This is a genomic window from Nakamurella sp. GG22, assembly GCF_052976845.2.
This window is the reverse complement of sequence record NZ_JBRIIO020000002.1, coordinates 236997-249068: the sequence shown is the minus strand read 5'-3', so window position 1 is coordinate 249068 and position 12072 is coordinate 236997. Positions and strand designations below refer to the sequence as shown.

Genomic DNA, 12072 nt, shown 5'->3' with positions numbered 1-12072 from the left:
CCCGCCGACGGGCCACCTTCGGCCGGCACCCGAAGGGAGACCGAGTGTCCCTGAGCATGAGTCTGCTCTCCCAGGGCCTGATGGCGGCCGAGGAAGGCGGCGAATTCGTCGCGCCGACCGTCGAGCACTCCTTCTTCTTCGACAAGATCGGCGACGGCAGCGTCATCGCATCGGTCAAGGCGATGGTGCTGCTGGTTCTCGGCACCGTGATTCTGATGGCCTTCTTCCTGGCCGCGTCACGCAAGTCGGCGATGCTGCCCGGCAAGTTGCAGTTCGCCGGTGAGGGAATCTACGGATTCGTCCGCAACGGCGTCGCGATCGAGATCCTGGGTGGGAAGAACGGTCGCAAGTGGGCCGGGTTCCTGGCCACCCTGTTCGTCTTCATCCTGATCCAGAACCTTTGGGGCATCGTCCCTGTCGCCCAGTTGCCGGTGACATCGCACTTCGCGATCCCGGTGCTGCTGGCCGTCATGGTCTGGTTCATCTACATGATCGTCGGGATCCAGAAGCACGGGTTCTTCGGGTTTTTCAAGTTGATGTGCTACATCCCGGGCATCCCGATCGCCATGCATCTCCTGCTGATCCCGATCGAATTCCTGTCGAACATCATCCTGCGGCCGTTCACCCTGGCCATCCGGTTGTTCGCCAACATGTTCGCCGGCCACATGCTGATCACCATCGCGGCGTTCGGCACGGTCTACCTCTGGGGAGAGGGCGGGTTCCTGAACTATGTGCTCGGGACGCTGCCGTTCATCGGAAGCCTCGGGCTGGTGTTCTTCGAATTGCTGATCATCTCCCTGCAGGCCTACGTGTTCGTCCTGCTGACCGCGATCTACCTGGAATCATCACTGGCCGACTCGCACTGAGACGCACAACAGCAGTTCCACCCAAGTTTCAGCACCGCAGTTCGCATACACCGCAGTTTTCACACCGCAGTCTTCACACAGCAGTTCCAGCACTGAACCGGCACCATCTGGCCCGCACCGGCGCGGTCAGCGATTGACCACCAGGATCCGGTACCGGATCTCGTGAAAGGGAGAAGCAACCCCATGTCTGACGTCCTCCAGCTCGCGGAAGTCACCGGCAACGTCGGCACCCTCGGGTACGGCCTTTCCGCGATCGGACCCGGTATCGGTGTCGGCATCGTGTGGGCCGCCTACATCACCTCGACGGCGCGGCAGCCGGAGTCGGCAGGCCTGACCAGGACCTACGCGTTCCTTGGGTTCGCCGTGTCCGAGGCGCTCGCCCTGCTGGGCTTCGTTGTCCCGTTCATCCTGACCTGATCCGCGCCCCCGCTAGCTCAGAGTCCCAATAGCGCAGAGGTGAGGACCGAATGATCTCCAACATCGCGGCCGAGGAGGCCACCAACCCGATCGGCCTGCCGATCGGCGAGGTCATCATCGCGGCCATCGCGTTCGCCCTGCTGCTGTTCGTGCTGGGCAAGTTCGTCTGGCCACAGTTCGAGCGTGCCTATGCCGCGCGGACCAAGGCCATCGAGGGTGGCATCGCCAAGGCCGAAGAGGCGCAGAACGAGGCGAAGGCCGCGCTCGACCGGTACAACCAGCAGCTTGCCGGTGCCCGCGAGGAGGCCGCCAAGATCCGCGAGGACGCGCGCGCCCAGGCGCAGGCGATCCGGGACGACATGCTCGCCCAGGCTCATGCCGAGACCGAACGGATCTCCGCGGCCGGACGTGCGCAGCTGGAGGCCCAACGGGCGCAGATCGTCGCCGAACTGCGGTCCGACCTGGGTCGGGTGTCCGTCGAGCTGGCCAGCAAGGTCGTCGGTGAGTCGCTGCAGGACGATGCACGGCAGACCCGGACGGTCGAGCGCTTCCTGGCCGACCTGGAACGCTGATGCAACACATCGCCAGTCGAGAATCGCTGATCGCGACGAACTCGCACGTGCTGACCGTTGCCGAGCAACTCGACACGGACGCGTTGAACGCTCTCGGCACCGAGGTCGACCAGGTCTCCGATCTGCTGTTGAACGAAGTGCCGCTGCGCCGGACGCTGTCCGAGGGGACGCTCGACGCGGACACCCGGGTGGCCATCGCGCAGCGGTTGCTGTCCGCCAAGATCGGCCCCGCAGCGATGTCGGTGGTCGAGTTCGCGGTGCGGCAGAGCTGGTCGTCGTCGCGCGACCTGCAGGACGCGCTGCGCAAGGTGAGCCGGACCGCGATGTTCCTGCGGGTGGAGCGGACCGGCGACCTCGACGAGATCGAGGACCAGCTGTTCCGGTTCTCCCGGATCGTCGATGCCTCTCCGGAGCTCTCGGTGATCCTGGACGACCCGACCGCCGATCCGAATGCCCGGTCACGGCTGGTCGACCGGTTGCTCTCGGGACGCTCGCATCCGCTGGTCACCGAACTGGTCGACGCGCTCGCCCGGGACACCGCCGGCCGGTCGTTCACCTTCGGGGTACGGGAACTGGTCGATGCCGCCGCCGAGCGCCGGCAGAAGGTGGTCGCGTTCGTCACGGCCGCCGTACCGTTGACCGAGGATCAGACGGCACGCCTGAAGCGATCGTTGAACCGGATCTACGGCCGCGAGGTCTCCACACACCTCGAGGTCGACGGCTCGCTGGTCGGCGGAATTCGCGTGCAGGTCGGTGACGAGGTCATCGACGGCAGCGTCGCGGCGCAATTGGAAACCCTGCGGCGCCGGATGTCCGGCTGACACCCGGCCCGGGGCGACCCACCGGTTTGCGCCACCAGCAGCACAGAATCTGACAAGCAGTACCAGGCCTTGATGACACAGAACGGGAACGCGATGACCGAGTTGACGATCTCCTCCGACGAGATCCGCTCCGCGATCGAAAGCTACGTCTCCGACTACTCGCCCGAGGTGACTCGGGAGGAGGTCGGCATCGTCGCGGAGTGCGGCGACGGCATCGCCACCGTCGAGGGATTGCCATCGGCGATGGCCAACGAGCTGCTCGAGTTCCCCGGCGGGGTGCTCGGGGTGGCGTTGAACCTCGACGTCCGCTCCATCGGCGCGGTCATCCTCGGTGACGCCAACACGATCGAGGAGGGGCAGCAGGTCACCAGGACCGGCGAGGTCCTGTCCGTCCCGGTCGGCGACGGCTTCCTCGGCCGGGTGGTCAATCCGCTGGCGCAGCCGATCGACGGCCTGGGCGAGATCGCCTCCGACGAGACCCGCGCGCTGGAACTGCAGGCGGCTTCCGTCGTCGAGCGGCAGGGCGTCAAGGAACCGCTGCAGACCGGCATCAAGGCCATCGACTCGATGACGCCGATCGGCCGCGGACAGCGTCAGCTCATCATCGGCGACCGCAAGACCGGCAAGACCGCGGTCTGCGTCGACACCATCATCAACCAGAAGCAGAACTGGGAGACCGGCGATCCGCAGCAGCAGGTGCGCTGCATCTACGTCGCGATCGGCCAGAAGGGCACCACGATCGCCGGTGTCCGGCAGTCCCTCGAGGACGCCGGCGCGCTCGCATACACCACGATCGTCGCCGCCCCGGCCTCCGATTCCGCCGGCTTCAAGTGGCTGGCGCCGTACACCGGTTCCGCCATCGGCCAGCACTGGATGTACCAGGGCAAGCACGTCCTGATCATCTTCGACGACCTGTCCAAGCAGGCCGAGGCCTACCGCGCGATCTCGCTGCTGCTCCGCCGCCCGCCGGGCCGCGAGGCGTACCCGGGCGACGTCTTCTACCTGCACTCCCGTCTGCTGGAGCGTTGCGCGAAGCTGTCGGACGAGCTGGGCGCCGGCTCGATGACCGGCCTGCCGCTGATCGAGACCAAGGCCGGTGACGTGTCGGCGTACATCCCGACCAACGTCATCTCCATCACCGACGGTCAGTGCTTCCTCGAGGGTGACCTGTTCAACTCGGGTGTCCGGCCGGCCGTCAACGTCGGTATCTCGGTGTCCAGGGTCGGTGGCGCCGCGCAGGTCAAGGCCATGCGCAAGGTGTCCGGCACGCTGCGTCTGGACCTGTCGGCCTACCGCGAGCTCGAGGCCTTCGCCGCCTTCGGCTCCGACCTCGACGACGTCTCCAAGCGTGCGCTGGCCCGCGGTTCGCGTCTGGTCGAGCTGCTCAAGCAGCCGCAGTTCAGCCCGTACCCGGTCGAGGAGCAGGTCGTCGCCATCTGGGCCGGTACCCGCGGCCACATGGACCGCGTCCCGGTGCAGGACATCCGGCGCTTCGAGACCGAGTTCCTGCAGTACCTGCGGCACGCCAACGGCAGCCCGCTGGAGGCCATCAAGAACGAGCGCGACCTGTCCGACGACAGCGAGAAGGCTCTGCTCGCCGCCCTGGCCGAGTTCTCCGACACCTTCACCACGTCCGAAGGCCAGATCCTGGGCCGGCAGCCGGAGGTGCGGGCGATGGACGAGTCCGAGGTGGGCCACGAGAAGGTCCAGGTTCAGGTCCGGCGCCCGCCGGCCAAGAAGTGATGGCTCCGACCGCTCCAGCTGGAGGTGAGTGATGGCCGCCCAGGTCAGGGTGCTGCGGCAACGGGTCAAGTCGGTCCGTTCGACGCAGAAGATCACCAAGGCGCAGGAGATGATCGCCACCTCGCGGATCGCCAAGGCACAGGCCAAGGTTGCCGCGGCGGCGCCGTACTCGATGCAGATCACCGACGTGCTGACGGCGCTGGCGTCCGCGTCCACGCTGGACCACCCGTTGCTCAACGAGCGGGACGAGCCCAAGCGAGCCGGGATCCTGCTGATCACGGCGGATCGCGGTCTGTGCGGCGGCTACAACTCCGCGGTGATCAAGGCGGCGGAGGAACTGTCGGCGCTGCTGAAGTCACAGGGCAAGGAGTCGGTCATCTATGTGATCGGCCGCAAAGGCCTGGGCTACTTCACCTTCCGCCAGCGTCCGGTCGCCGAATCGTGGACCGGCTTCTCCGAGCGGCCGACCTACGCCGACGCCGAGCGGGCAACGGAGGCGCTGCTGCCGGCGTTCACCGCTGGTTCCGACGGGACCTCTCCTGACGGCGAGCCCGGCATCGACGAGATCCACCTGGTGTCCACGCACTTCGTGTCGATGATCACCCAGCGGCCGCAGGCGAGGCGGATGGCGCCGATGGAGATCGAGTACGTCGAGAGCGATTCGCCGGACACGCTGTTGCCGTCGTACGAGTTCGAGCCGTCATCGGACCGGTTGCTCGACGAGATGCTGCCGAAGTACCTCAAGACCCGCATCTACGCCGCACTGCTGGACGCGGCCGCGAGCGAGTCCGCTGCTCGGCGCGCCGCCTGCAAGGCCGCGACGGACAACGCGAACGACATCATCCGCAACCTCAGCCGGCAGGCCAACCAGGCCCGTCAGGCGCAGATCACCCAGGAACTCACCGAGATCGTCGGCGGCGCTGATGCTCTCGCCGCATCCGGCAACGAAGAGGACTGACATGACCACCACCGAAGCACCCCCCACCACCGGCAGGGTCGTACGGGTCATCGGCCCGGTCGTCGACATCGAGTTCCCCCGGGGCGGTGTCCCGCCGCTGTTCAACGCGCTGCACGTCGAGGTGACCGGCGCAGGCGACGCGCACACCCTGACGCTCGAGGTCGCACTGCACCTCGGTGACGACATCGTGCGGAGCATCTCGATGCAGCCGACCGACGGTCTGGTCCGTGGCGCGCCGGTGACCGACACCGGTGCCCCGATCTCGGTGCCCGTCGGCGACGCCGTCAAGGGCCACGTCTTCAACGCGCTCGGCCGCTGCCTTGACGCGCCGGGGACCGGCGAGGACGCCGAGCACTGGCCGATCTACCGCAAGCCCCCGGCGTTCGACCAGCTCGAGGGCCGGACGACGCAGCTGGTCACCGGCATCAAGGTCATCGACCTGCTGACCCCCTACGTGCAGGGCGGCAAGATCGGCCTGTTCGGCGGTGCCGGTGTCGGCAAGACCGTGTTGATCCAGGAGATGATCACCCGGGTCGCCAAGAACTTCGGTGGTACCTCGGTCTTTGCCGGGGTCGGGGAGCGGACCCGCGAGGGCAACGACCTCTTCACGGAAATGACGGAGTCCGGCGTCATCAACGACACCGCGCTGGTGTTCGGCCAGATGGACGAGCCGCCCGGCACCCGTATGCGGGTCGCACTGTCCGCCCTGACCATGGCGGAGTACTTCCGCGATGTGCAGAACCAGGACGTGCTGCTGTTCATCGACAACATCTTCCGGTTCACCCAGGCCGGTTCCGAGGTGTCGACGCTGCTCGGCCGGATGCCGTCGGCGGTGGGATACCAGCCCACCCTCGCCGACGAGATGGGTGAGCTGCAGGAACGGATCACCTCCACCCGTGGCCGGTCCATCACCTCGCTGCAGGCGATCTACGTGCCCGCCGACGACTACACCGACCCTGCGCCGGCGACGACGTTCGCGCACCTCGACGCCACCACCGAGCTCGACCGTGGCATCACCGAGAAGGGCATCTATCCCGCGGTGAACCCGCTGTCGTCGACCTCCCGGATCCTGGATCCGCAGTTCGTCGGCGACGAGCACTACCGGGTCGCCCAGGAGGTCATCCGGATCCTGCAGAAGTACAAGGAGTTGCAGGACATCATCGCGATCCTCGGGATGGACGAACTCGGCGAGGAGGACAAGCTTCTCGTCGGCCGCGCCCGCCGGATGGAGCGCTACCTCGGGCAGAACTTCTTCGTCGCCAAGCAGTTCACCGGCATGGACGGTTCGTACGTCGAGATGGATCACACCATCGAGTCTTTCGACGCCATCGCCAAGGGCGAGTACGACAACATCCCCGAGCAGGCCTTCCTGAACGTCGGCGGCATCGACGACGTGCTGGCCAAGGCAAAGACCCTGTAGCACAGCGGCTCTCGCGGCCGGGCTCCGGAGGAAGGGAGCCCGGCCGGGTGTGGCCGCGCCCCTGCAGAGGTGTGGCGGCCTGTGATGGTGACCGCCTCACCGCAGGGGTTCCTGTCCGACCGGGTTAGAATCATCCCGAATGCCGTAGCGCCCGCCGGTCCGCACCGGCACGGTGAGTTCAGTTCAAGTCCAGTTCCATCGAGCAGAGGCGGAGCCGTTTCGTGGCCGAGATCGAGGTGAATCTGGTCGCCGTCGAGCGTGAGCTCTGGAGCGGCAAGGCGCAGATGGTGGTCGCCCGTACCGTGGACGGCGACATCGGCGTGATGGCCGGCCATTCACCGTTGCTGGCGCAGCTTCGCGAGGGTTTCGCGGCCAGGATCATCGAGACCAACGGCAACGTATTGGGTGTCGCCGTGCATGGCGGCTTCCTGTCGGTGACCAAGGACGGTGTCTCGATCCTCGCGGAGGACGCGCAACTCTCGGACGAGATCGATGTCACGAAGGCCCGCGCGGCCTATGAGGCGGCGAAGTCCCGTGGTGGCGATTCCGCAGAGGCCGAGAACGAGCTGCGTCGAGCCCAAGCGCAGCTGCTCGCAACCGGCAACGACATCTGAGTCAGCAGCGGATCCCGGTCGCAACGCCATGGACATCGTGATTCTCGGCGAAGCTCTGGGAATCGCGGCTGTCCTGCTCGTCGTCCTCGCCATCGTTGTCATCGCGGTACGGCGGTCCGCTCTCACCCGGTCCGGGGCGATCGACGTGTGCTGGCGCCGTGACCTCACCCCTGACGGCCGCGGGTGGATCCTGGGTCAGGGGCGGTTCCGGGACAACGAGTTCCTGATGTACCGCTCGTTCTCGCCGTGGCCGGGCGTTGCCGGCAGGCTGATGCGCGAATCGCTCAAGCTGGGCGATCGGCGTCCTCCGGTGGGGACCGAGCCCGACCTGCTGCCCGTCGACTCGGTGATCGTGCGATGTACCGACGGCGGCGAGCAGATGGAGCTGGCGCTGAGCGAAGAGGCGCTCACCGGTCTTCGTTCCTGGCTCGAATCGCTCCCGCCGGCCACCCGCTCGGTGCGGCTGTTTCATCGGGGCATCCGCAAGACCTGAGCCACCGAGTTCAGAACTGGGTCCCCGGCTCGTTCCGGACTGAATCCCCGGCTCCGTTCACGACCCAGCGCTCACTGCTAATCAGCCCCGGTCGCCGCCCGGGACCCATTGCACGTCGCCCTCCGGGTTCGCCACCCGCGCCAGGATGAACAGCAGGTCCGACAACCGGTTCAGATAGGTCGGTGCCAGCGGATTGGTGCGGTCCGGGTCCGCCTGACGCAGCGCCCACGCGCTGCGCTCCGCCCGCCGGCTCACCGTCCGCGCCTGATGCAGCAGCGCTCCCGCGGGGGTTCCGCCCGGCAGGATGAACGACGTCAGCTCGGTGAGATCGGCGTTGAACCGGTCGCAATCCACCTCGAGCCGGTCGATGTACTCCTGGGTGACCCGCAGCGGGGGATACGGCGGATCGTCGACCACCGGAGTGGCCAGGTCGGCCCCCAGATCGAACAACTCGTTCTGCACGCGCCGGATGACGGTCGCCACGTCCGCGGCCGGATGCCCCAGCGCCATCACCAGGCCGAGCGTCGCGTTCGTCTCGTCGCAGTCCGCGTACGCGACGAGCCGCGGGTCGGTCTTGTGGACCCGGCTGAAGTCGGCGAGGCCGGTGGTGCCGTCGTCGCCGGTACGGGTGTAGATGCGGGTCAGGTGCACGGCCATGGGCTCACCCTACGGCGCACCGCGCACCGCTCCGCATCCCCCGCCGCAGCCGCTTGCACCGTCCCCTGGTTGCGGTCCCCGGCCGGCTGTCGGCGACCCGTCCGCGCGGGGGTGAGGGGACTCGGCCCGCCGATTGGCCCGTTAGAGTGCCAACCGTGGAACGCTTTCTGGTCACCGGCGGCGCTCGGCTGTCCGGCAGCGTCCGGGTCGCGGGCGCCAAGAACAGCGTCCTGAAACTGATGGCCGCAGCGCTGCTCGCCGAGGGCACCACCGTGATCTCGAATTGCCCGGAGATCCTCGACGTCCCGCTGATGGCCGACGTGCTGACCGGGCTGGGTGCCGAGGTGTCGCTGGCCGGCGAGACGGTGACCATCACCACTCCGGCTGAGCTGTCCTACCACGCCGATTTCCCGGCGGTCGGGCGGTTGCGGGCCTCGGTGTGCGTCCTGGGCCCGCTGATGGGTCGCTGTCGACGCGCACAGGTGGCGCTGCCGGGCGGGGACGCGATCGGATCCCGACCACTGGACATGCACCAGTCCGGGCTGCGGGCGATGGGCGCGACGATGAACATCGAGCACGGCAAGGTGGTCGGATCCGCCGAGAGGCTGCACGGGGCCAGCATCGGACTGGATTTCCCGAGTGTCGGCGCGACCGAGAACATCCTGATGGCAGCGGTTCTCGCCGACGGCACCACGGTGATCGACAACGCCGCCCGCGAGCCGGAGATCATCGATCTCGCCGAGATGCTGGGCCAGATGGGCGCGAAGATCGACGGCGCCGGAACTGCCACGGTCACCATCGAAGGGGTCGAGCGTCTGCATCCCACGGTGCATCGCACGGTCGGGGATCGGGTGGTCGGCGGCACCTGGGCCTACGCCGCGGCGATCACCCGTGGCTCGGTGCGGGTCGAGGGCGTCGATCCGGCGTTCCTTCGTGCGCCGCTGGAGCGGCTGAGCCGTGCGGGGGCCGAGATCGACACGGGCACGCACGAATTCACCGTCACCATGCCGCACCGCCCGCGTGCCGTCGACTTCGTCACGATGCCCTATCCAGGGTTTCCCACCGACCTGCAGCCGATGGCGCTCGCGCTGGCGGCCGTCGCGGACGGCCACTCACTGGTCACCGAGAACGTCTTCGAGGCGCGGTTCCGGTTCGTCGACGAGCTGATCAGGATGGGCGCCGACGCCAGGACCGACGGCCACCACGCCGCACTGCGCGGCCGGGAACAGCTCTCCAGCGCGCCGGTGTGGTCCACCGACATCCGGGCCGGCGCCGGCCTCGTGCTGGCCGGGCTGGCAGCGGAGGGCGTGACGGAGGTTCACGAGGTGATGCACATCGACCGCGGGTATCCGCATTTCGTCGAGGACCTGCAGCAGCTCGGCGGCAAGATCGAGCGGGTGGGTGTCGGCACCGGAGGCGGCGGGACGCTGCCGCTGGCCTGAGAGCCGTCCCGCACCGTTTAGGGTGACCGGGTGCGTCTCGTGGTGGCCCGGTGCTCGGTGGACTATGTGGGTCGGCTGACCGCTCATCTGCCGTCCGCGATCAGGGTGCTGATGGTCAAGGCCGACAACTCTGTGCTCGTGCACTCCGACGGCGGGTCCTACAAGCCGCTGAACTGGATGTCGCCGCCGTGCTGGACGGTGGAAGAGCCGGCGAGCGCCGACGAACCGGGCCGGTGGACGGTGCAGAACAAGGCCGGCGAGAAGCTGGTGATCACCTTCGAAGAGGTGATGCACGACTCGCGGCACGAACTCGGCGTCGATCCTGGCCTGGTCAAGGACGGTGTCGAGGCGCATCTGCAGATCCTGCTGGCCGAGCACGTCGCCACGCTGGGCGACGGCTGGTCCCTGGTCCGGCGCGAGTTCCCGACCCCGATCGGCCCGGTCGACCTGATGTGCCGTGACGCGACCGGGCGCAGCGTCGCTGTGGAGATCAAGCGACGCGGCGACATCGACGGTGTCGAGCAACTCACGCGATATCTGGAGCTGCTGAACCGCGACCCGATGCTGGCCCCCGTTTCCGGCGTGTTCGCGGCGCAGCAGATCAAACCGCAGGCCAGGACGTTGGCCGGCGACCGGGGGATCCGGTGCGTGGTGCTCGACTACGACGAGCTCAAGGGTTTAGTGTCGGACGAGTTCACGCTGTTCTGAGTTCTGAGTTCTGAGTTCTGAGTTCTGAGTTCTGAGTTCTGAGTTCTGAGTTCGCCGGAGGTCGGCCGCGCTGGTGTTCATGTGCGCTGCGCCTTTGTTCGCGTCGGCTGCGCCGCCGGTGTTGATGTCGGCTGCGCCGGTCACGTCTCCCGCGTTCTCTCGTGTTCACGTCGGCCCTCCTTCGCCGGTGTTCACCGTCGGCGCACCCCGGGCGGCTGGGGTGCCGCCGCCGCTGCACTAGCCTGGGGTGACCGGCGCGGATCTCGGGTCCGTGCGTCATGTGGGATTCAGCGAAACAGCTCAGCGAAACAACTATGGAGGTCTGGCGTGGACGTCAAGATCGGTGTGACGGACACCGGGCGCGAACTGGTGGTCAGCTCGACATCGAACCCCGACGAAATCGAGGCTCAGATTGCCGAATCGCTGAAGAATCCGCTCGGCACCCTGGTTCTGGTTGACGAGAAGGGCCGACGGGTGATCGTGCCGTCGTCGCGTATCGGCTACGTCGAGATCGCACCGGCGGACGGTCGCCGGGTGGGCTTCAGCTACACATCCTGACCGGGTGATTCCCTCGAAGGCAACAACCTGCTCAGGACCCGGTGGGTGTCGTCGGCACCTGATGTGCCGACGGCCCGCCGGGCTCCTGGCGTGGGAAGCGGGAGATGCCACGCCACATCAGCGTCGACAGCAACTCGATGGCTTCCGACCGTGACACGTGCGGCGATTGCTGCAACCAGTACCGGGCGCTGACCTGCGACAACCCGACCATCCCTGACGCCAGCAGCCGGGCCCGTTCGACATCGACGCCTGTGTCGGTGGTGATCGTGTCGGTGATCGCGGAGATGCAGTCGTCCGTCGCCCGTTCCACGATGCGTTCGACCTCTGCCTGGCCGCGCAGGTCCGACTCGAAGATCAGCCGGTATGCCTGGTCGTTGTCGGCCACGAAGGTGAAATAGGCCGCCACCGCGTTGTCGACCCGCTCATGATTGTCGGTGGTTGCCGCCAGGGCAGCCCTGACCAGGCGCACCATCTCGTCCGCCGACTCGCCCAGCAGGTCGACGTACAGCTCGAGTTTCGATGGGAAATGCTGGTAGAGAACGGGTTTGCTCACGCCGGCAGAGACGGCGATGTCGTCCATCGCGGCCGCGTGATATCCCTGCGTGACGAACACGGTCTTGGCGGCCGCCATCAGCTGCGCCCGGCGCGCCGACCTGGACAACCGCGGGGTCGCCCGGGTGGTGGCATCGGTCATCCACGTTCCTTTCTCGAGCGCTCCAGGGCCTGTTCACCCTACGCGGGAACCTGGATCGTGCCCCCGCCCTCTGGTGCCGGGCTTGCCTGATGGGTCCGGACGCTCCTTC

General features: G+C 67.4%; 14 protein-coding genes. 12 read left to right on the top strand and 2 right to left on the bottom strand.

The features are described from left to right. Positions 1–44: 44 nt before the first annotated feature. The 9 genes from atpB (at position 45) to ACVBEQ_RS03440 (ending at position 7904) form a co-directional block, all read left to right on the top strand. The gene (gene atpB, locus ACVBEQ_RS03480) at positions 45–866 is read left to right on the top strand and encodes a F0F1 ATP synthase subunit A (RefSeq protein ID WP_447152028.1); all 822 of its coding nucleotides are present in this window, start codon (positions 45–47) and stop codon (positions 864–866) included. A 183-nt stretch (positions 867–1049) separates the two neighbouring features. Next, entirely contained in the window at positions 1050–1283 is a 234-nt protein-coding gene (gene atpE / locus ACVBEQ_RS03475; RefSeq protein WP_447152027.1) for an ATP synthase F0 subunit C, read from the top strand. Between the two features lie 50 nt (positions 1284–1333). Next, positions 1334–1855 (top strand): F0F1 ATP synthase subunit B, encoded by a 522-nt coding sequence (locus ACVBEQ_RS03470; protein WP_447152026.1) that lies wholly within the window; start codon positions 1334–1336, stop codon positions 1853–1855. After that, a complete protein-coding gene (locus tag ACVBEQ_RS03465) occupies positions 1855–2676 on the top strand; it encodes a F0F1 ATP synthase subunit delta (protein ID WP_447152025.1) in 822 nt (273 codons plus the stop codon). The genes ACVBEQ_RS03470 and ACVBEQ_RS03465 overlap by 1 nt, the downstream gene beginning before the upstream one ends. Positions 2677–2769: 93 nt before the next feature. After that, entirely contained in the window at positions 2770–4419 is a 1650-nt protein-coding gene (gene atpA, locus ACVBEQ_RS03460; RefSeq protein WP_447152177.1) for a F0F1 ATP synthase subunit alpha, read from the top strand. A 31-nt stretch (positions 4420–4450) separates the two neighbouring features. After that, on the top strand, positions 4451–5377 hold the full coding sequence (locus ACVBEQ_RS03455) for a F0F1 ATP synthase subunit gamma (protein WP_447152024.1): 927 nt from the start codon (positions 4451–4453) through the stop codon (positions 5375–5377). Between the two features lies 1 nt (position 5378). Further along, positions 5379–6797 (top strand): F0F1 ATP synthase subunit beta, encoded by a 1419-nt coding sequence (atpD, locus tag ACVBEQ_RS03450; protein WP_447152023.1) that lies wholly within the window; start codon positions 5379–5381, stop codon positions 6795–6797. A gap of 221 nt (positions 6798–7018) precedes the next feature. Beyond that, on the top strand, positions 7019–7411 hold the full coding sequence (locus ACVBEQ_RS03445) for a F0F1 ATP synthase subunit epsilon (RefSeq protein WP_447152022.1): 393 nt from the start codon (positions 7019–7021) through the stop codon (positions 7409–7411). A 28-nt stretch (positions 7412–7439) separates the two neighbouring features. Beyond that, positions 7440–7904 carry a DUF2550 domain-containing protein gene (locus ACVBEQ_RS03440; protein ID WP_447152021.1) on the top strand — a complete coding sequence of 155 codons (465 nt, stop codon included), beginning with the start codon at positions 7440–7442 and terminating at the stop codon, positions 7902–7904. Between the two features lie 81 nt (positions 7905–7985). On the opposite strand, the gene ACVBEQ_RS03435 is transcribed toward ACVBEQ_RS03440, so the two are convergent. Then, on the bottom strand, positions 7986–8561 hold the full coding sequence (locus ACVBEQ_RS03435) for a cob(I)yrinic acid a,c-diamide adenosyltransferase (RefSeq protein ID WP_447152020.1): 576 nt from the start codon (positions 8559–8561) through the stop codon (positions 7986–7988). 155 nt (positions 8562–8716) lie between these two features. Here ACVBEQ_RS03435 and murA point away from each other — a divergent pair, with 155 nt between their 5' ends. From murA to ACVBEQ_RS03420, 3 genes are all read left to right on the top strand, one after another. Continuing rightward, on the top strand, positions 8717–10003 hold the full coding sequence (gene murA, locus ACVBEQ_RS03430) for a UDP-N-acetylglucosamine 1-carboxyvinyltransferase (RefSeq protein WP_447152019.1): 1287 nt from the start codon (positions 8717–8719) through the stop codon (positions 10001–10003). A gap of 30 nt (positions 10004–10033) precedes the next feature. Next, positions 10034–10711, top strand: coding sequence for an endonuclease NucS (nucS, locus tag ACVBEQ_RS03425; RefSeq protein ID WP_447152018.1), 678 nt, complete (start codon positions 10034–10036; stop codon positions 10709–10711). A gap of 327 nt (positions 10712–11038) precedes the next feature. Beyond that, positions 11039–11269: a DUF3107 domain-containing protein gene (locus tag ACVBEQ_RS03420; protein WP_447152017.1), complete on the top strand. Its 231-nt coding sequence runs from the start codon at positions 11039–11041 to the stop codon at positions 11267–11269. A gap of 31 nt (positions 11270–11300) precedes the next feature. Here ACVBEQ_RS03420 and ACVBEQ_RS03415 read toward each other — a convergent pair whose 3' ends face one another. Further along, on the bottom strand, positions 11301–11963 hold the full coding sequence (locus ACVBEQ_RS03415; RefSeq protein ID WP_447152016.1) for a TetR/AcrR family transcriptional regulator: 663 nt from the start codon (positions 11961–11963) through the stop codon (positions 11301–11303). Positions 11964–12072 lie beyond the last annotated feature (109 nt).